20 protein-coding genes are annotated in these 18,306 nt (G+C 45.6%); 9 read left to right on the top strand and 11 right to left on the bottom strand.

What is annotated here, in order from left to right; all coding sequences use genetic code 11:
- Positions 1 to 82 precede the first annotated feature (82 nt).
- Both AACT21_RS16550 and AACT21_RS16545 read right to left on the bottom strand, forming a co-directional pair.
- A complete protein-coding gene (locus tag AACT21_RS16550; RefSeq protein ID WP_017046996.1) occupies positions 83 to 1,357 on the bottom strand; it encodes an HlyC/CorC family transporter in 1,275 nt (424 codons plus the stop codon).
- A gap of 83 nt (positions 1,358 to 1,440) precedes the next feature.
- A complete protein-coding gene (locus AACT21_RS16545; RefSeq protein WP_026027563.1) occupies positions 1,441 to 2,235 on the bottom strand; it encodes a cytochrome C assembly family protein in 795 nt (264 codons plus the stop codon).
- A 305-nt stretch (positions 2,236 to 2,540) separates the two neighbouring features.
- Here AACT21_RS16545 and ffh point away from each other — a divergent pair, with 305 nt between their 5' ends.
- The 5 genes from ffh (at position 2,541) to rplS (ending at position 6,139) form a co-directional block, all read left to right on the top strand.
- The gene (ffh, locus tag AACT21_RS16540) at positions 2,541 to 3,923 is read left to right on the top strand and encodes a signal recognition particle protein (RefSeq protein WP_019281904.1); all 1,383 of its coding nucleotides are present in this window, start codon (positions 2,541 to 2,543) and stop codon (positions 3,921 to 3,923) included.
- 214 nt (positions 3,924 to 4,137) lie between these two features.
- Entirely contained in the window at positions 4,138 to 4,386 is a 249-nt protein-coding gene (gene rpsP, locus AACT21_RS16535) for a 30S ribosomal protein S16 (RefSeq protein WP_010319522.1), read from the top strand.
- 29 nt (positions 4,387 to 4,415) lie between these two features.
- Positions 4,416 to 4,970: a ribosome maturation factor RimM gene (gene rimM, locus AACT21_RS16530; protein ID WP_013857691.1), complete on the top strand. Its 555-nt coding sequence runs from the start codon at positions 4,416 to 4,418 to the stop codon at positions 4,968 to 4,970.
- 27 nt (positions 4,971 to 4,997) lie between these two features.
- Positions 4,998 to 5,744, top strand: coding sequence for a tRNA (guanosine(37)-N1)-methyltransferase TrmD (gene trmD / locus AACT21_RS16525; RefSeq protein ID WP_010319524.1), 747 nt, complete (start codon positions 4,998 to 5,000; stop codon positions 5,742 to 5,744).
- A 41-nt stretch (positions 5,745 to 5,785) separates the two neighbouring features.
- Positions 5,786 to 6,139 (top strand): 50S ribosomal protein L19, encoded by a 354-nt coding sequence (gene rplS / locus AACT21_RS16520; RefSeq protein ID WP_010319525.1) that lies wholly within the window; start codon positions 5,786 to 5,788, stop codon positions 6,137 to 6,139.
- 80 nt (positions 6,140 to 6,219) lie between these two features.
- Here rplS and yacG read toward each other — a convergent pair whose 3' ends face one another.
- The 8 genes from yacG to nadC all read right to left on the bottom strand — a co-directional run bounded on the left by yacG (position 6,220) and on the right by nadC (position 13,362).
- On the bottom strand, positions 6,220 to 6,417 hold the full coding sequence (yacG, locus tag AACT21_RS16515) for a DNA gyrase inhibitor YacG (protein WP_010319526.1): 198 nt from the start codon (positions 6,415 to 6,417) through the stop codon (positions 6,220 to 6,222).
- Positions 6,418 to 6,506: 89 nt separating this feature from the next.
- Positions 6,507 to 7,247, bottom strand: a complete 741-nt coding sequence (gene zapD, locus AACT21_RS16510; RefSeq protein WP_013857689.1) for a cell division protein ZapD — start codon at positions 7,245 to 7,247, stop codon at positions 6,507 to 6,509.
- A gap of 32 nt (positions 7,248 to 7,279) precedes the next feature.
- The gene (coaE, locus tag AACT21_RS16505) at positions 7,280 to 7,888 is read right to left on the bottom strand and encodes a dephospho-CoA kinase (protein WP_094164341.1); all 609 of its coding nucleotides are present in this window, start codon (positions 7,886 to 7,888) and stop codon (positions 7,280 to 7,282) included.
- The gene (locus tag AACT21_RS16500; RefSeq protein WP_013857687.1) at positions 7,879 to 8,760 is read right to left on the bottom strand and encodes a prepilin peptidase; all 882 of its coding nucleotides are present in this window, start codon (positions 8,758 to 8,760) and stop codon (positions 7,879 to 7,881) included. The genes coaE and AACT21_RS16500 overlap by 10 nt, the downstream gene beginning before the upstream one ends.
- A 38-nt stretch (positions 8,761 to 8,798) precedes the next feature.
- Positions 8,799 to 10,025 carry a type II secretion system F family protein gene (locus AACT21_RS16495; protein WP_047688859.1) on the bottom strand — a complete coding sequence of 409 codons (1,227 nt, stop codon included), beginning with the start codon at positions 10,023 to 10,025 and terminating at the stop codon, positions 8,799 to 8,801.
- 42 nt (positions 10,026 to 10,067) lie between these two features.
- Positions 10,068 to 11,756, bottom strand: coding sequence for a type IV-A pilus assembly ATPase PilB (pilB, locus tag AACT21_RS16490; protein WP_094164340.1), 1,689 nt, complete (start codon positions 11,754 to 11,756; stop codon positions 10,068 to 10,070).
- Positions 11,757 to 11,760: 4 nt separating this feature from the next.
- Complete coding sequence (locus AACT21_RS16485) at positions 11,761 to 12,216, bottom strand: pilin (protein ID WP_176428646.1); 456 nt, start codon at positions 12,214 to 12,216, stop codon at positions 11,761 to 11,763.
- 258 nt (positions 12,217 to 12,474) lie between these two features.
- Positions 12,475 to 13,362 carry a carboxylating nicotinate-nucleotide diphosphorylase gene (gene nadC, locus AACT21_RS16480; RefSeq protein WP_017047002.1) on the bottom strand — a complete coding sequence of 296 codons (888 nt, stop codon included), beginning with the start codon at positions 13,360 to 13,362 and terminating at the stop codon, positions 12,475 to 12,477.
- Between the two features lie 124 nt (positions 13,363 to 13,486).
- On the opposite strand from nadC, the gene ampD reads away from it, so the two are divergent.
- Entirely contained in the window at positions 13,487 to 14,038 is a 552-nt protein-coding gene (ampD, locus tag AACT21_RS16475) for a 1,6-anhydro-N-acetylmuramyl-L-alanine amidase AmpD (RefSeq protein ID WP_202599069.1), read from the top strand.
- Positions 14,039 to 14,059: 21 nt separating this feature from the next.
- Here ampD and fldB read toward each other — a convergent pair whose 3' ends face one another.
- Positions 14,060 to 14,578, bottom strand: a complete 519-nt coding sequence (gene fldB / locus AACT21_RS16470; RefSeq protein WP_094145252.1) for a flavodoxin FldB — start codon at positions 14,576 to 14,578, stop codon at positions 14,060 to 14,062.
- Positions 14,579 to 14,730: 152 nt separating this feature from the next.
- Between fldB and xerD the strand changes: the two genes are divergently transcribed.
- The 3 genes from xerD to recJ are packed head-to-tail and all read left to right on the top strand — an operon-like array spanning position 14,731 to position 18,207.
- Complete coding sequence (xerD, locus tag AACT21_RS16465; protein WP_013857679.1) at positions 14,731 to 15,639, top strand: site-specific tyrosine recombinase XerD; 909 nt, start codon at positions 14,731 to 14,733, stop codon at positions 15,637 to 15,639.
- Positions 15,640 to 15,652: 13 nt separating this feature from the next.
- On the top strand, positions 15,653 to 16,426 hold the full coding sequence (locus AACT21_RS16460) for a thioredoxin fold domain-containing protein (protein ID WP_017045785.1): 774 nt from the start codon (positions 15,653 to 15,655) through the stop codon (positions 16,424 to 16,426).
- A 41-nt stretch (positions 16,427 to 16,467) separates the two neighbouring features.
- Positions 16,468 to 18,207: a single-stranded-DNA-specific exonuclease RecJ gene (recJ, locus tag AACT21_RS16455; RefSeq protein ID WP_094164339.1), complete on the top strand. Its 1,740-nt coding sequence runs from the start codon at positions 16,468 to 16,470 to the stop codon at positions 18,205 to 18,207.
- Positions 18,208 to 18,306 lie beyond the last annotated feature (99 nt).

Here is an 18,306-nt window from a genome sequence, read left to right as displayed (position 1 = left end):
GATCGCCAGATCTGGCCCTTTAAAAACAAAAAGCTTGGCAGTGACCAAGCTTTTTTTCTTTCTTTTATGCAGTGACTGGCGATTAATGTTTTTTGGTTTTGCGTGGAAAGACTTTAACCTGCTTAATGCGGTTTTCTTCTACATCCACAATCTCCATCGCATGGCCAGAGACTTTGACACTTAAATGGCTACTTGGAATATCTTCAAGGTGCTCCAAAAGTAAACCGTTTAAGGTTCTTGGGCCCGTCGTTGGCAGTTTCCACTTCAGCCCTTTGTTAATGTCACGGATATTTGCGCTGCCATCAATCAAGAAGCTGCCATCACTTTGTGGGGTAATTTCATCGGCTAAGCTTGGTGCCATCGAGGTGGTGAATTCCCCCACAATCTCTTCGAGAATATCTTCAACAGTGATCAAGCCATTGATATCACCGTATTCATCAACGATCAGGCCAATCCGCTCTTTGTTGCGTTGGAATTTAAGTAATTGTACGTTGAGCGGTGTGCCTTCCGGGATGAAGTAGACTTCATCAGCGGCACGTAAAATCATCTCTTTATTGAACTCTTTTTTTTCCAACATCAAACGAGAAGCATCACGAAGGCGCAATATTCCCACCGCTTCATCAATTTTGTCTCGGTAAAGCACCACGCGTCCGTGTGGCGAGTGAGTTAACTGACGCACGATAGATTTCCAATCATCGTTAATATTGATACCAGTAATTTCGTTACGTGGGATCATGATGTCGTTCACCGTGACATGTTCGAGATCGAGAATGGAAAGCAGCATATCTTGGTGGCGACGAGGAATAAGGCCACCCGCTTCGTTGACGACGGTTCTCAACTCTTCAGAGCTTAGATGATCCTCCGCCCCATGCTTGGCTTTAAGGCCTAGTAAGCGGATGAAACCATTGGTGATGAAGTTAATGAACATCACCAATGGTGACAATATCTTCATTAAGAAGGTCAGTAAGATGCTGCTGGCGTAAGAGACGCGTTCAGGGTAAAGCGCTGCTAATGTTTTTGGCGTCACTTCAGCAAAAACCAGAACGACCAACGTCAGCGCACCAGTGGCAATGGCCACTCCTAGATCCCCATAAAGGCGCATACCAATAATAGTGGCAATTGCAGAAGCTAAAATATTGACTAGGTTGTTGCCAATGAGGATCAAACCAATGAGGCGATCTGGACGATCAAGCAGTTTTTCAACACGCTTTGCACCTTTGTGGCCGGTATTGGCCAAGTGCTTTAAGCGGTAGCGGTTCAAAGACATCATGCCGGTTTCTGAACCTGAAAAATAAGCCGAAATTACGATGAGACCCGCGAGTAGTGCAAACAATATACCCGTTGAAATGTCGTCCAAAACGTGGTTTTTCCTTATAAATAGTGTGATTAAGTAATGATCTAATTAAATGAATGTGTCAATACGCTATCAAACGTGTTGAGTTAGCTCAAAATGATTTCTTTTACAAAACGGCTACCAAAGTAGGCCAGTGTGAGTAAGGTTGCACCAGCGACAGCAAACCAAGTCACTTTTCTACCGCGCCAACCTTTTCGGTAATGTCCCCACAACAATACAGAATAGACAACCCAAGCAATGAAAGACAAAATGCCTTTATGCGCTTTGCCTTGAGCAAACATATCACCGACAAAATCAAAACCAGTAATCAAGGTACCAGTAAGTAATACGTTACCTATCAAGATGATTTTAAACAGTTGCCTTTCTACCATCAGTAGTGGTGGCAAATTGGGGTTGATGGTTAGCATCTTCTTTTTCTTTAGCTTGTAGTCCAGCCAAGCCAATTGCAAAGCGTAGAGTGCGCCAATCGAAAGGGTTGAATACGAAAATAGTGCTAGAGAAATATGCAACAACAGTGGCGGATTGTTTTCTAAGTGAGTCATGAACATGCTGGGAAGAAATGAGGCGGCGCTGACGTTGATCGCGGCGAAGCTATACACCACCGGCAACAGAAACCACAATCGCGTTTTTAACATCGCAATGCTCATCACCAGTGAGATGATAAAGCTTATCAATGATGCCACATTGAGCATACTGAGGTTTTGCCCATTAGCGTTGAAGATTAAATCACTCAGTAACCACGCATGAAAAGCCAGCGCCAGTGCTGAACTGAACAATACTGTCTGCGCACGAATCCCAGTTTGATTAACTAAGCCTGGAATAATGGTCGCTATGGATAAAAAATACAAAATAGTGGCGACTATTGCGATTAAGTTTTCCATACTTCTTACAAAATGGTGGCTGAATTGGCGAATTATACCTTGCATCACGATAATGAGCTACGTTGGATACCGATTGATTTGACATATACCCACCTTAGTTGAGGTCATGGTGCAAATAATTAACAGGGTGAAGGCTTTTATTCGATAAATCGCAGAGATAACTCTTTTTGACCCCCCTGTTTTGGGGACCCAATGTTACGTTTACGGGTTTAAGTCGCTTATCGCGAAGCGTCAATGGGTATGACTATTAGATTGGCTAAGGTATACTGACCCCAATTAATCGCCGAACTAGCGAAGAGACAACGATGTTTGAAAATTTAACGGATCGACTATCCAAGACGCTGAAAAATATCAGCGGCAAAGGCCGTCTCACCGAAGACAATATTAAAGAAACCCTACGCGAAGTGCGCATGGCGCTGCTTGAAGCGGACGTTGCACTGCCTGTAGTGCGTGATTTTGTCGCGCGCGTTAAAGAGGGCGCAGTGGGTGTTGAGGTGTCTAAATCGCTGACACCGGGACAAGAGTTCATCAAGATTGTTCAAGCGCAGCTTGAAGCGGTAATGGGCGAATCCAACGAAGCGCTTAACCTTGCAGCCCAGCCGCCAGCAGTGATTTTAATGGCGGGTTTACAAGGGGCGGGTAAAACCACCAGTGTTGGTAAGCTTGCTAAGCTGCTTAAAGAACGTGATAAAAAGAAAGTACTGGTGGTTTCGGCTGACGTTTATCGCCCAGCGGCGATAAAACAGCTTGAAACTCTAGCTAACGATCTGGACGTTGAATTTTTTCCTTCTTCAGCCGACCAAAAACCGATTGATATCGCCAATGCGGCCATTGACCATGCGAAGAAGAAATTCTTCGATGTGCTGATTGTCGACACTGCAGGCCGTCTTGCTATTGATGAACTGATGATGGCAGAGATCCAAGATCTGCATGCGGCGATTAATCCGATTGAAACATTGTTCGTTGTGGATGCCATGACGGGGCAAGATGCCGCGAACACCGCAAAAGCCTTTGGTGATGCGCTGCCGTTAACAGGGGTTATCTTAACCAAAGTTGATGGTGATGCTCGAGGTGGTGCCGCACTTTCCGTTCGTCATATCACCGGTAAACCGATTAAATTCTTAGGGGTCGGTGAAAAAACTGACGCGCTCGAGCCTTTCCATCCTGATCGTATTGCATCACGCATATTGGGAATGGGCGATGTTCTCTCATTAATTGAAGATCTACAACGTAATGTTGATCACGAGCAAGCAGAACGCCTAGCTAAAAAATTCAAGGAAAAGAAAGGATTTGATTTAGAAGATTTCCGCGAACAGCTCGGGCAAATGCAGAATATGGGCGGCATGATGGGCATGCTCGATAAACTGCCTGGCATGGCAAACCTACCAGCGAACGTGAAAGACAAGGTCGATGATAAGATGTTCAAGCAGATGGAAGCGATCATCTGTTCGATGACCATGCACGAGCGCCAGCACCCAGACATGATAAAAGGTTCACGTAAAAAACGTATCGCGACGGGTTCTGGCACCCAAGTACAAGATGTTAACCGCTTACTGAAACAGTTCACCCAAATGCAGAAAATGATGAAAAAAATGCAGAAAGGTGGCATGAAAGGCATGATGCGTAATATGCAAGGCATGATGGGCGGAATGGGTGGCATGGGTGGCGGTGGTTTCTTTGGTCGTTAACCTAACTCATTGCGATGCTTAAAATTTACTAAAGCGTGATGTCCATCACTGCAAAAGCATAATGCTTCTGCTGGTGAAAAAATAGCTAAACCCCTTGCAAAGCCTCGGAATAAGAGTAAAATTCCGAGGCTTTATTTTGGCACGAGACCCCAGACTGTTTTTCGTAAATGGTTTTTGGGGTTAATTTTATTATTGAGAAAGCAAAGAGGACGACATGGTAACCATTCGTTTGGCACGTCACGGCGCTAAAAAGCGTCCATTTTATCAAATCGTAGTTGCGGATAGCCGTAACGCAGTAACTGGCCGTTTCATCGAGAAAGTAGGTTTCTTTAATCCTACGGCTACTGGCCAAGAAGAAGGCCTACGTGTTGATCTAGATCGCGTTAACCATTGGGTTGGTCAAGGCGCATCTCTATCTGATCGCGTAGCTAAGCTAGTAAAAGACGCTCAAAAAGCGGCTTAATTCTTACTTTTATAGAAGAACATTAGCTTATGTCGATGAAAGGTAAAGAAACAATGAGCAAAGAAAACGAAAAGATTGTTATGGGCAAGTTTGGTGCTACCTATGGCATTCGTGGCTGGCTCAAAGTTTTTTCCTACACAGACGAAGCTGAAAGTATTTTTGATTACAGCCCTTGGTTTATTAACCAAAAAGGCCAGTGGATCGAGTACAAAGTAGAGAGTTGGAAGCGCCATGGTAAGAGTATGGTGGTAAAACTTGAAGGTTTAGATGTTCGAGAAGACGCACATCTACTCACCAACTTTGAAATTGCTATTGATCCCGCATCATTACCAGAATTGTCAGCAGATGAATTCTACTGGCGTGAATTGTTCGGTATGCAAGTTATTACCACTAAGGGGTATAACCTTGGTGAGGTCACTGACCTATTAGAAACTGGCTCCAACGATGTTCTGGTTGTGAAAGCGAATTTGAAAGATGCTTTTGGCCAAAAGGAACGGTTGGTACCGTACCTTGAAGAGCAAGTGATCAAGAATGTTGATCGCGAAGCTCGACGGATCGAAGTTGACTGGGATCCGGCATTCTAACTCTAAAATTTCAGAGCGAGAGAACACATGTGGGTTGGCGTTATAAGCCTATTTCCTGAAATGTTCCGTTCTGTTACTGATTTTGGAGTAACAGGTCAAGCGGTTAAAAAAGGTTTGCTGTCTATTGAAGCTTGGAATCCTCGAGATTTCACTCATGACAAACATCGCACCGTCGATGACAGACCTTACGGTGGTGGTCCTGGAATGCTCATGATGGTTCAGCCTTTGCGCGATGCCATTCATGCAGCAAAACAAGCCGCACCGGGAAAGACGAAAGTCATTTACCTTTCTCCTCAAGGTCGAAAACTCGACCAAAAAGGAGTCGAAGAGCTGGCGACGAATGAGAACCTGGTTCTTATTTGCGGACGCTATGAAGGGGTAGATGAGCGTATCATCCAATCAGAAGTTGACGAAGAATGGTCGATTGGTGATTTTGTGATGACAGGCGGCGAACTGCCAGCCATGACGTTGATTGATTCTGTCTCTCGGTTTGTTCCGGGAGTATTAGGAGATTTCGCATCAGCAGAAGAGGATTCTTTTGCAAATGGCTTGCTAGATTGCCCGCACTATACGCGTCCTGAAGTGTTAGATGGAAAAGAAGTACCTGCGGTACTGAAATCCGGTAATCACGAGGATATTCGTCGCTGGCGGCTGAAACAGTCGTTGGGCCGAACTTGGCATAGAAGGCCAGAGCTCCTGGAAAACCTAGCTCTGACTGACGAACAGGAACTATTACTGGTTGAGTTCATTAAAGAAACTCAAATACATCAGTAACCTATTTAATTTAGTATCAGTTTATTCTAGGAATTTTTAAAATGAGTAACATCATCAAGGCTCTTGAAGAAGAGCAAATGAAACAAGGCCTACCTAAATTCGCACCAGGTGACACTGTTGTTGTTCAAGTTAAGGTAAAAGAAGGTGATCGTGAGCGTCTACAGGCTTTTGAAGGCGTTGTAATCGCAATCCGTAACCGTGGCCTACACTCTGCATTCACTGTTCGTAAGATCTCTAACGGTGAAGGTGTTGAGCGTACGTTCCAAACTCACTCTCCAGTGGTTGATAGCATTGAAGTTAAACGCCGCGGTGCAGTACGTCGTGCCAAACTGTACTACCTACGTGAGCGTTCTGGTAAGTCAGCTCGTATCAAAGAGAAACTTGCTAAGAAGTAATGCTATAAACTAGCGTTCTCATAGTAATAAACAGGGGTCGAGTAATCGACCCCTGTTTTTATATGTGTTTTATATGTGCGCTAATATTGATCTTCTGACCAACCATCACTGTCTGACATATCCGGTGCACCGGGAATACTTTTTTCCTCATCGGCCCACTCGCCAAAATCGATCATCTGACACTGTTTGGAACAAAAAGGACGATAAGGGCTCTGTTCTCCCCATTCGACATCGGCTTTGCACTGCGGGCATTTTACAATGGTAATTTTCTTTGACATAACGGACTTCAAGTAACGATGGATAGGCGTAAGTGTATTACCTAACGCAATGGAAAGTAAGAGTCAGTCGGGAATTGAAGCGGAATTGATTAACAGCAGACGGCGAGATCAAACTCGATATCGCGCCCTGTTGCTTGGCCTGATTGGAATTCGATAAACTTAATCGCGAAGCGATTTTTATGTCCAGAGATCATGGGGTATACCCCATACTCAAGTGGGATCGACAAGCGCAAGATATTGGCGTCTTCTGCATCGCTTTGATAAAAACCTAATCGTGCTAGGCGTGCTTTAAAATGGCCCGTTTCGCGGGTTAACTTCAACCAAAGTTGCAACGCATCTGATAACGGTCGCAGCGTTTCCATCCATTGGTGCGCATCTTGGGTCTTCTTTTCTATCGGAATGTGTAGCCAGTAGTGCAGCGCTGGCAGGTCAAAACAGCACGACCCGCCCGGTAAATTAAAACGTTGGCGAATCGTGCTTAAGAAACGATCTTCTTTGAGTGATTGACCAAAGCGTTCAGCGCTCATTAAATTACGATGCACCTCGTCGATCTCTTCAAGGAGCGATAGCAACATTTCTTGATCAACACCATCCACATTGAGCCAGCTACGGTAGTTCAAACGCTGTTTTTCAATATCTTTAGCCAACTCGCTTTTGAGTTGGATCTGTTCGAAGATTTCGAGTAAATCAAACAATGAACGAAAGAAGAGTTGGTGTTGAATACCGTCACGAAACTGAGCGGAATGCATCAACTGGTTAAGTAGCGCTTCGACTCTTAAATAGATACGAGTTTTTTCGTTCAGTGGGTGTTCAAACTTATGCGTGGTCATCTAGCTAGCCTTAGGTCCGGTCTGGGTTATTCTTACAGACTTAGGCTGCATATGGCTAGATACTTTTTGTGTAATTCTGTGATTTGAGGCAAAAGTTTTTGGTTTTCTGCGCTATTTTTAATCACATCGTCAGCGTATTGCAATCTTTGCTCACGGCTCGCTTGAGCGGCTAAGATCGAACGTACTTGTTGCTCGGATACCTTGTCTCTTGCCATAGTGCGAGCGATTTGGGTTTTTAGATCAACATCAACCACTAAGATGCGATCGACTAAGGTTTGTAGGTTATTTTCTATCAATAATGGCACAACCAATAAAGCATAAGGCGAGGTGGTTTTTGCTAAATCAGCAATCATTTTTGCACGGATCATTGGGTGAAGAAGCTGATTAAGCCAAGCCTTTTCTTGTTCATCAGCAAAGATCTTTTCTCTTAACGCGGCGCGATCCAATTGTCCATCGGGCTTTAATATGGTGAGGTCAAAGTGCGCGCAAATCGCCGTTAATCCTTCACTACCGGGTTCGACGACTTCTCGAGCGATGATGTCAGCATCCACGACATCAATCGAGAAATGCTGCTGAAATAAATGAGCAACGGTGCTTTTTCCGCTGGCAATCCCGCCGGTTAAACCCACCACTAACCCCATGACGATAACCCCATAATTGAACCTAAATACCAACTCATAATATCGTTACCCCACAACAAGGTTAGCCAGCCAGCAATGGCGAGATAGGGGCCAAAAGGAAAGGCTTTGTCGATCCCTTTTTTTTGCAAGCGCAATTGAATTAGGCCAAAGACAATGCCAACCACAGATGACATGAGGATGATGATGGGCAGATATTGCCAGCCCAACCAAGCGCCGAGAGCAGCCAGCAGTTTGAAATCGCCATAACCCATTCCTTCTTTGCCTGTGACGAGTTTAAACAGCCAATAGACCGACCATAAGCTCAGATAGCCAGCAATGGCGCCGATCACCGCATCTTGCAAACTGACTGGGCTAATGTGCATCAATGATAAGCTGAGGCCCGCCCACAGTAGTGGCAGTGTCAGCTTGTCGGGTAACAGCATGGTATCGAAATCGATAAACGTCGCCGCGATGAGCACAAAAGTGAAAAACAATAGCGCTAGTGAAAAATAACTAAAACCGAAGTGGCTAGCCACGACAAAGCTCATACTGGCGGTGAGCAGTTCAATCAAAGGATAGCGTGCACTGATCGGGCCTTGGCAACGGGAACATTTCCCTTTTAAAAAGAGCCAACTGAGTAGCGGAATATTATCAATAATACGGATTGGCGTATCACAGTGTGGGCAGCTAGAACGAGGGACACTGAGCGTGAGTTGCCCTTCCGGTGGCGCAATGTGATATTCGGGAAAGCAGTCAGCGCACTCTTGTCGCCATTCTCGCTCCATGATTTTGGGTAGACGATAAATGACCACATTGAGAAAACTCCCCACGATTAAGCCAAACAACGCTGCAAAAAGTGGAAAGAGCCAAGGGTAATAAATAAAAACTTCCATGCACAGACTCGATAATTAAAAGATTAGCAGAGCTAATACTATCCTAATACACTCATTAAGTTAAAGATGGGCAAGTACATCGCCACCACCAAACCACCGACCACCGTACCCAAAAAGACAATGATCAATGGTTCGAGAATTTTGCCTAAGTTATCGACGGTATTATCGACTTCAAATTCGTAAATGGTGGCGACTTTATTGAGCATGTCATCCAATCGGCCTGATTCTTCACCAATCATCACCATTTGCAGCACCATTTCGGGAAAGGCTTCGGTATTACGCATCGCAATATACATTGGCATACCGGCTGCCGTATCACGATAGACCTCATTAATCGCCGTTTCAAAATGGACATTGCCAGCGGTTTTGGCGGTGGTTTTTAAGCTAGCTAAAATCGGAATGCCTGCACTAAAGCTGGTGGCGAGTGTGCGACTGAATTTAGCAATAGAGGCTTTGCCTATCACCCCGCCAAGAATGGGAAACTTTAATCCTAATCGGCTGGTTTTTAAGCGTATTAAAAAAGATTTTTGGCGTACTGCTTTCACGGCAATTGTGGTAAGGATTATGATGATGAGTACCCACAAACTGTAACTTTGCACCCAATGAGAGAGTTTCAATACTTGCTGTGTAAACCAAGGTAATTCGGCTCCGAATCCTTTGAACATGCTTTCAAACTCAGGGATCACCATAGTAAGCATTAAGTAAGAAACACCTAACGCGACCAACACCACCATGGTTGGGTAGATGAGCGCTTTAATGACTTTAGCGCGCAGTTGTTCACTTTTTTCTCGATAAGTCGCTAGCCGCTCAAACACTTCAGCCAAGTTACCTGACTGTTCACCTGTGTGAATGAGATCAACATACAAGGTATCGAAATGGGTGCTGGCGGTACGCATCGCTTTGGAAATTGGCGTTCCGGCTTCAACCCCTTTGGTGACTTGCGACAAAATGGATTTCATTTCGGCTTTGCGGTGGTTATCTCCAACCAGTTTTAAGGCTTGCACGATCGGCACGCCCGTGGTCAGCATGGTCGCCAATTGGCGTGTCAGAATGGTGATGTCTCTGGCCTTCACTCGATGAGTCAAGCGGGTGATAAAAGAGACGCCCCCTTTTTTGATTTTTTTGATCTGAATGTGCTGCTCTTTAAGTTTGTCACGCACTTCCAGTTCGGTTAAAGCGAGAGTTTGGCCAGATACTTTTTTGCCCGAACTATTGATGCCTTTCCAACGATAATTTTTGAGTTCTGATTTGATTTTTGTGTTCATACAATAGAGTCACTCAATGGCTAGCTAAGAGGGATCGAAGCGTTAGAAATAGAGCACGCGTTGCAGCTCTTTGAAGCTGGTTACGCCGTTTTTGAGCTTTTCAATGCCTGATTCTTGTAGTGTCTGCATTCCGTTGGCTTTCGCGATCTGCTCTATTTGATGAATGCTTGCTTTTTGCATAATCGCTTCGGCCAGCTGTGGGTTAAACGCCATCACTTCATAAATGCCGACTCGACCTGAATAGCCCCCTGTGCATTCGTTGCAACCATGCGGGTTCGCTTCATAAATGGTTTCCGTCGCTAGTAGCTGAAAATGTTGCTGCAACTGTATTGAGGGCACGACGGCAATTTTGCAGTGCCGACAAAGGCGACGAGCCAAACGCTGGGCAATAATTAAACTGAGTGAAGAGGCTAAGTTAAACGCTTCAATTCCCATATTACTTAAGCGAATCACCGTTTCGGCGGCGGAGTTAGTGTGCAAGGTAGAAAGGACTAAATGCCCGGTTTGTGCTGCTTTTACGGCAATTTCGGCAGTTTCTAAATCGCGGATTTCGCCAACCATCACAATGTCGGGATCTTGCCGTAAGAAGGAGCGTAATGCTTGTGCAAAGCCAAAGCCAATTTTTGGCTGCACTTGAACTTGGTTGATACCGGATAAGTTAATTTCTACCGGATCTTCAGCGGTGGAAATGTTCACTTCAGCAGTATTTAAAATGCGTAGCCCCGTATAGAGTGAGACGGTTTTTCCGCTGCCCGTCGGGCCCGTCATTAAAATCATCCCTTGTGGTTTTTTCAGCGCAGCTAAGTAGAGTTGTTTTTGCTGGTCGTTATAACCCAATTTGTCGATATCTAAGTTAGCAGCACTGCTATCAAGTAGGCGCAGTACGATTTTTTCACCCCATAAAGTAGGGAGGCTGGAAACGCGCATATCGATGGCGGTGTCTTGATTCAACCGCAGTTTAATTCGTCCATCTTGTGGTAAGCGCCGTTCGGCAATATCGAGTTTGGATAAAATTTTAAGCCGCGCGGCAAGCCGGCGACTTAAGTTGCTTGAGGGACGCTGCGTTTCCACCAAAATACCATCACAGCGTAATCGTACTCGGTAAAGCGCTTCGTACGGTTCGAAATGGATATCGGATGCGCCTTTTCGCACCGCATCAAGCAGGATTTGGTTAATAAAACGGCTGACTGGTGCGTCATCTTGGCTGAGGTCTTCAATCGATTGAATCTCATCATCAGACAGCTTAACTAAGTTCGCCAGTTCATCTTGGCTGATCTCTTTCCCTGAAGAAGAGGATCCTTGAATTGTTCGGCCATACAAGCGTCGGATGGCTGCTTGCAGCGCTTTGTAGTCGGCTAAAACCAGTTCGACTTGTAAGCCTGTCGCGAAGCGAAAATCATCTTCCACTTGTAAATGGGTCGGGTCGGAAACCGCGATAGTCAGGGTTTGGCCATTATGGGCAATCGGCAGTGCTTGGTAACGGGTGATGAGATCACGCAAACCAAGCTGTTGGCAGAGCTGTGGGTAGTCGTAGCGGGTTAAGTCGGTGTCCGGTAAGCCAAAAAGGGTACTTAACTGCTCAGTCAGATCATGAGGATGGAAAAAATCCAATGCGAGCAAAGCTTCAGGCACACTCGCACCAGACGCTTTGATATGTTCAATAACTGCGTGTTCTTGCGTCGGGCTCAATATCTGAGCCTGACGCAGAATCGCAGGGAGGTTGGTTAGCATTTTATCAAGGAATCGTTCTTAAGCATCCTTTAAGATCTTTTTCCAATAATGCTTCGGGAATATCATGCGTGCACTTCCAGCCTGAATTTGTACGTGTGTATGTTATTTTTTTATCTTTTATAGATGCATCAGCATTATTGACAGTAAAAACTAAGGTTCCATTTGTAGGTGTGGTGGCATTCTTAGTTAATGCTAGGGTCCCCATTGCGCTCATATCTGAAGCTGCACCAACTTCGCTCGCTTCTGTTGTTTCAGGGAAACTGCCTTTTTCTTGTATATATAAATCAATATTTGTAAGTAATGTTCTAGGAATACTGACGGCTGTATTAGACTCTGTTTTGATCAAATAGCTCTTATATGCAGGGATTGCAATCGCGCTAAGTACACCAATAATTCCTACCACAATCATCAATTCAATTAAGGTAAAACCACTTTGTTTCGTTTTCTTATTTGTGTTCATTATTTGTTTTGCTCCGTTTGAACGCATAAGGATGGGCAGAGCATAAGAAGCTTGTGGGTTGGTGGGAATGAGATAAAGAGCAGTGCGCGAGCGATTTGGATTTTTTACCTGTTTAGTTGCATATATCAATCACTGAAATACGACTGACTTAAAAATGCCGTCTTGATTTTGATACGCAAGCAATAAAAAAGGAAGCTCGCCCGGCTTCCTTAACTATTTGAAATTTTTGATCTTTATTCCAATAATTGATGTAATTAATTACTGAAAGCGCATTGAGAGATCGAGTGCTTTAATGTGCTTAGTCAGCGCGCCGACTGAGATGTAATCGACACCGGTTCGCGCGTAATCGCCAATGGTTTCTAATGTGACGTTACCCGAATTTTCTAAAGCCGCGCGGCCTGCGTTAATTGCTACCGCTTCGCGCATCATCTCAATGCTAAAATTATCCAGCATAATGATGTCAGCACCCGCTTGAATCGCCTCTTCTAACTCTTGCAAGCTTTCGGTTTCGACTTCGACAGGTTTACCGGGGTTGAGCTGTTTAGCGGTGCTGATGGCTTGGGTAATACCGCCACAAGCAATGATATGGTTTTCTTTAATTAAATAAGCATCAAACACGCCAATACGATGGTTAAAGCCGCCGCCACACGCGACAGCATATTTCAGTGCGCTGCGCAGGCCAGGGATAGTTTTGCGTGTATCAAGTAGTCGGCATTCGGTGCCTTCTAGCTGTTTGGCATACTGAGCAGTAATGCTGGCGCAACCTGACAAGGTTTGAATGAAGTTCATCGCATTGCGTTCACCAGTCAGCAGCGCGCGAGCTGGACCTTCAAGAGTGCACAAAACTTGGTTTGGCTTAACTTGATCACCATCTTGGACATGCCAGTCAATTTTCACTTCACCACCAAGTTGTTTGAAGACTTCCTCTGCCCATGCTTGGCCACAAAATACGCCATGTTCACGGGTGATGAGAGTCGCGCTATTACGCGCATCCGCTGGAATAAGGTTTGCGGTGATATCAGCAGTCGCATCCAAGCTGCCACCGAGATCTTCTCTGAGTGCATCGCTAACGGCACGAGTAATTTCCAATGGGAGTTGCTGTTTCAGATAATCAAGGCGTTGTTGGCTGTTGTGTGTATTTTTCATCGCAAATCTAATATGGTGTTGAACAGAGTGAGAATGATACGCTGAGTTTTACTCAAATTCAGCCACTAATCTCGCATTTCCTCTGGCTAAGGTTCATTTTTGTTTGAGTGTAAGGGGGCAACTGATGATCGATAAAAAGGGTTGGTATCAAAGCGCACGTCGAGTGCCATCGCCGTTTTATGATCAGCGAAGCGATGCGCAAGATATTTCATTGCTGGTGGTACATAATATCAGCTTGCCTCCGGGCCAGTTCGGCGGCCCATATATTGAGCAGTTTTTCACTGGCACGCTTGACCCGAATCAACACCCTTTTTTTCAAACCATCCACCAGATGCGCGTCTCGGCTCACTGCCTCATTCGGCGAGAGGGAGAAGTAGTGCAATTTGTGCCATTTAATGCCAGAGCTTGGCATGCGGGCCAGTCAAGCTTCGCTGGTCGTGCAAAATGCAATGATTATTCGATTGGGATTGAATTGGAAGGGAGCGATGAGACGGCTTATACTCCTGCGCAATATCAAGCCTTAGCGACTTTGACGTGTGCATTGCAGCGGCGTTATCCGCTCATCACCAATCAACGCATCACCGGGCATCAATACATTGCGCCATTACGCAAAACTGACCCCGGTTTGGTATTTGATTGGCGGTGCTATCGAGCCTTGTTGGCAACAAATGACTAACAACAAATAGCGAACAACGAATTAAATCGAATCGTGATATTCCACTAAAATTTGCTCAACCCAGCATTGAATGCGTTCGTCGCTTTGCTCGTATTGCGAATCTTCATCGAGTGCGAGACCAACAAAGTGGCGGCCATCTTTCGTTAGGGCTTTTGACGCTTCAAAATGGTAGCCTTGGTTGGGCCAGTAGCCAATCAATTGAGCACCAATTTGTTTTAGCTCATCATGCAGCATCCCCATCGCATCGAGGTACCATTCGCCATAACCTTCTTGATCGCCTAAGCCGAATAATGCGACGTACTTGCCTTTTAGCGACACGCCACCGATTTGATCCCATATTGCGCTCCAATCTTCTTGGATTTCGCCAAAGTCCCAAGTTGAGATGCCCAGTATTAAAAGATCATAGTTGCTCATCAAAGAGAGTGGCGTTTCTTTCACATTGTGAATCTCCACCAAATCCTCACCGATGAGCGCACGGATCTTCTCTGCTGCCATTTCGGTATAACAAGTTGTTGAGCCGTAAAAAAGACCGATCTTCATAATTTTGTGTTCGTTTTAAATCAAGAATAGTGAATTCTAACCATAAAATGACGCGCTTTGCAGCGATTATCCAGCCGATGATGTTTTTTTATGGTATTAAATCAGTGGCTCACATAACCTGAGCAACTCGATTTTCACCACAGAGGTTTGATGTGTCTGAATATATTTCTCCTGATCAAGGGGTTGTGGAACAGTTTTTAGATGCGATGTGGATGGAGCGTGGTTTAGCTGAAAACACGCTCTCATCGTATCGCAATGATCTGACGAAATTGTTGCAATGGATGCAGCACAATAATTATCGCCTCGATTTTATTAGTGTCACTGGTTTGCAGCAGTACCAAGCGTGGCTCGCTGATCAAGACTATAAGCAAACCTCGCGGGCGCGCATGTTGTCGGCGATTCGTCGTTTATTTCAATATCTGCACCGTGAGAAACTCCGCGGCGATGATCCGAGCGCGCTCTTAATTAGCCCTAAATTGCCACAGCGTCTGCCTAAAGATTTATCTGAGCAGCAAGTGGAAGATCTATTGAATGCTCCCGATACCAATAATCCTTTAGAATTACGTGACAGAGCGATGTTGGAACTCTTGTATGCAACAGGGCTACGGGTGACCGAATTGGTTTCACTGACCATGGAAAATATCAGTTTACGTCAAGGCGTAGTAAGAGTGATTGGTAAAGGTGGCAAAGAGCGTCTTGTACCGATGGGCGAAAATGCCGTTGATTGGATTGAAACTTTTCTTGAACAAGGGCGGTCTACTCTGCTGGGCGAACAAACGTCGGATGTGGTTTTCCCTAGCCGACGAGCAAGGCAGATGACTCGTCAAACCTTTTGGCACCGAATTAAACACTACGCAGTGATCGCACAAATCGATGTGGAAAAACTCTCTCCACACGTATTAAGGCATGCTTTTGCCACGCATCTACTCAATTACGGTGCCGATTTGCGTGTAGTGCAAATGCTGCTCGGTCATAGTGACTTATCGACCACGCAAATTTATACTCATGTTGCGACTGAGCGACTTAAACAATTACATAGCGAGCACCATCCAAGGGCTTGAAAAGGTGAATTTAATGAGCGTATTACGCCAACTGACTCTTCTTACATTGCCACTTTTTGCTGTGGCGTGTAACGCCGAAACCACAGAGCAAGTGACGTCAACGGCTGTGCAAGCGGCTGCGCTTGATAAAACGGTTTTTGAACAACGTTTTTCTAAACTCGGATTGGAAGTACTGAGTGTTCAAGCCTCTGATATTCCGGGAGTGATTGAAGTGCAAACTTCCGGTGGCGTGCTGTTTTCTGCGCCTGACGCGAGCCATTTTATCGCCGGAACCTTGTATGAATTAGATAAGAATGGTGGTTATGTCGATGTGTTAGCCAAACGCCAAGCGCCGGTTAATGCGGCGAAGATCGCGCAGTTTGAATCGAGTATGATCGAATACAAAGCCGCCAATGAAAAATACGTGGTGACTGTTTTTACTGATATTACCTGTGGCTATTGCACTCGTTTGCATAGTCAAATGAAAGGGTATAACGACTTAGGGATCACCGTGCGCTACATGGCTTACCCGCGTCAAGGCGTTACGGGGCAGGTAGCTGATCAGATGGCCGCTATCTGGAATGCAGATGATAAAATGGCAGCGATGAATGAGGCAAAAACCAATCATCAATTGCCAGAAGCAGGACAGAATATTCAACAAGCTAAGCAGTTGATTACCAAGCACTATCAGCTCGGGCGTGAGTTAGGCATCAACGGCACGCCTGCGATTTTCCTACCGAATGGCGAAATGGTTGGCGGTTATTTACCACCAGAGCAATTGTTGCAACGCCTTCAGCAGATTCAATAACTTTAGGAGTCGGGCTTGAGTGTTCTTGAGCCCGCTGATTTATGATTGAAATAAAACAAAGACCAGCCCCCGATCTTTCGCAACTCCCTGACACGATTCCTACACTGCTTAAACGTATCTATATCAACCGTGGTATCACAAACCTTGAACAACTCGACAAGGCCGCGAAAGCACTGCATTCCTACCAACAATTAGGTGGTATAGAGCAAGCGGTACAACTACTTTTTCACGCCATCGAGCAGCAGCAGCGCATCATAGTCGTCGGGGATTTTGATGCTGATGGCGCAACCAGTTGCGCCTTATCTGTTTTGGCGTTGCGAATGTTGGGATCGCACAATGTGGACTATCTCGTGCCTAACCGTTTTGAAGATGGTTATGGCTTAAGCCCTGAAGTGGTCGATCAAGCGATTGAGCTTGGCGCGCAGATGATCATGACGGTCGATAACGGCGTCTCCTCTATCGACGGGGTGCGTTATGCCAAGCAGCAAGGATTGACTGTCTTGGTGACCGATCACCATTTACCGGGACACGAGTTGCCAGAGGTTGATGCGATGGTGAATCCCAATTTGGCTAACTGCCCGTTTCCCTCGAAGGCATTAGCCGGCGTAGGGGTGGCTTTCTATTTGATGATGGCGCTGTGCGTACATATGCGAAAAAATGGCTGGTTTACTCGACAAGGTATGAGTGAACCCAAGTTGATGGAGCTGATTGACTTAGTCGCACTGGGTACTGTCGCTGATGTTGTGCCGCTCGATGAAAACAACCGCATTTTAGTGTATCAAGGTTTGCAACGTATTCGCGCCGGGCATGCAAGGCCGGGTATTCAAGCTTTGATTGAGGTTGCTAAACGTGACGCGAGGCGTTTAGTTGCCTCGGATTTTGGCTTTGCGTTAGGGCCACGCATCAATGCGGCAGGGCGCTTGGATGATATGTCATTTGGCGTTGAGCTGTTAATGTGCAATGACATTCACGCTGCGCGTAGAATGGCCAGTGAGCTGGATGGCCTTAACCAAACTCGTAAAGAGATTGAAGAGGGGATGAAGCAAGAAGCGCTGGCTTTTTGTGAGCGCTTACAACTGAGTGAAAATAGCGAATTGCCGCACGGTTTAGTGCTGTTTCAACGCGATTGGCACCAAGGTGTAATTGGTATTTTAGCCTCACGTATTAAAGATAAATACCATCGCCCTGTGATTGCGTTTGCCGATGGTGGCGATGGCAGTATCAAAGGGTCATGCCGCTCTGTTTCTGGGTTACACATGCGCGATGTGCTTGATCGCATTGATACACAAAACCCCGGTTTAATCGTCAAATTTGGTGGTCACGCGATGGCGGCAGGTTTAACTATTGCCGAAAAAGAGTTTGAGCGTTTTGCTGAGCTGTTTGATCAAGCCGTACGTCGCGAGTTAGATGAAAGCGCGCTAAAGGGCGTGATTTTATCCGACGGAGAGTTAACACCTGAAGAGTTCTCGATGCACACCGCTGAAACCTTGCGTTCCGGTGGCCCGTGGGGGCAGGCGTTTCCTGAACCTCTTTTTGATGGTGAGTTTAAACTACTGCACCAAAAACTGGTGGGGGAAAAGCATTTGAAGCTGATGCTTGAACCGCTGTTCAAAGGCCACCCAACCAACATTATGATCGATGGTATTGCTTTTAATGTCGATTTAAGACGCTGGCCAGATGCGTCGGTGAAAACGGTGCGTCTTGCATATAAGCTTGATATTAATGAGTTTCGCGGCAATCAGTCACTGCAATTGATGATTGATCACCTCGAAGCGAAGTAACGGCTTGATATTTCTCTTCTTTCGATGCGTGACATAACCTTCCCTCCCTTAGAAAGGAGATCTCAACGAATGTTTGCTCTTACATTCCCTCCCCTTATT

This window comes from Vibrio sp. V08_P9A1T1 (assembly GCF_963874405.1).
In the GTDB taxonomy this organism is placed as follows: domain Bacteria; phylum Pseudomonadota; class Gammaproteobacteria; order Enterobacterales; family Vibrionaceae; genus Vibrio; species Vibrio anguillarum.
Note: the sequence above shows the minus strand (reverse complement) of the source record. Positions and strands in the feature narration are given on the sequence as shown.

Bases quoted from the DNA above. Each gene is read 5' to 3' on its own strand.
- AACT21_RS16545 (WP_026027563.1), bottom strand. From the start codon at position 2,235: ATGGAAAACTTAATCGCAATAGTCGCCACTATTTTGTATTTTTTATCC.
- ffh (WP_019281904.1), top strand. From the start codon at position 2,541: ATGTTTGAAAATTTAACGGATCGACTATCCAAGACGCTGAAAAATATC.
- rpsP (WP_010319522.1), top strand. From the start codon at position 4,138: ATGGTAACCATTCGTTTGGCACGTCACGGCGCTAAAAAGCGTCCATTT.
- rimM (WP_013857691.1), top strand. From the start codon at position 4,416: ATGTCGATGAAAGGTAAAGAAACAATGAGCAAAGAAAACGAAAAGATT.
- trmD (WP_010319524.1), top strand. From the start codon at position 4,998: ATGTGGGTTGGCGTTATAAGCCTATTTCCTGAAATGTTCCGTTCTGTT.
- rplS (WP_010319525.1), top strand. From the start codon at position 5,786: ATGAGTAACATCATCAAGGCTCTTGAAGAAGAGCAAATGAAACAAGGC.
- yacG (WP_010319526.1), bottom strand. From the start codon at position 6,417: ATGTCAAAGAAAATTACCATTGTAAAATGCCCGCAGTGCAAAGCCGAT.
- zapD (WP_013857689.1), bottom strand. From the start codon at position 7,247: ATGACCACGCATAAGTTTGAACACCCACTGAACGAAAAAACTCGTATC.
- coaE (WP_094164341.1), bottom strand. From the start codon at position 7,888: ATGGGGTTAGTGGTGGGTTTAACCGGCGGGATTGCCAGCGGAAAAAGC.
- AACT21_RS16500 (WP_013857687.1), bottom strand. From the start codon at position 8,760: ATGGAAGTTTTTATTTATTACCCTTGGCTCTTTCCACTTTTTGCAGCG.
- AACT21_RS16495 (WP_047688859.1), bottom strand. From the start codon at position 10,025: ATGAACACAAAAATCAAATCAGAACTCAAAAATTATCGTTGGAAAGGC.
- pilB (WP_094164340.1), bottom strand. From the start codon at position 11,756: ATGCTAACCAACCTCCCTGCGATTCTGCGTCAGGCTCAGATATTGAGC.
- AACT21_RS16485 (WP_176428646.1), bottom strand. From the start codon at position 12,216: ATGAACACAAATAAGAAAACGAAACAAAGTGGTTTTACCTTAATTGAA.
- nadC (WP_017047002.1), bottom strand. From the start codon at position 13,362: ATGAAAAATACACACAACAGCCAACAACGCCTTGATTATCTGAAACAG.
- ampD (WP_202599069.1), top strand. From the start codon at position 13,487: ATGATCGATAAAAAGGGTTGGTATCAAAGCGCACGTCGAGTGCCATCG.
- fldB (WP_094145252.1), bottom strand. From the start codon at position 14,578: ATGAAGATCGGTCTTTTTTACGGCTCAACAACTTGTTATACCGAAATG.
- AACT21_RS16460 (WP_017045785.1), top strand. From the start codon at position 15,653: ATGAGCGTATTACGCCAACTGACTCTTCTTACATTGCCACTTTTTGCT.
- recJ (WP_094164339.1), top strand. From the start codon at position 16,468: ATGATTGAAATAAAACAAAGACCAGCCCCCGATCTTTCGCAACTCCCT.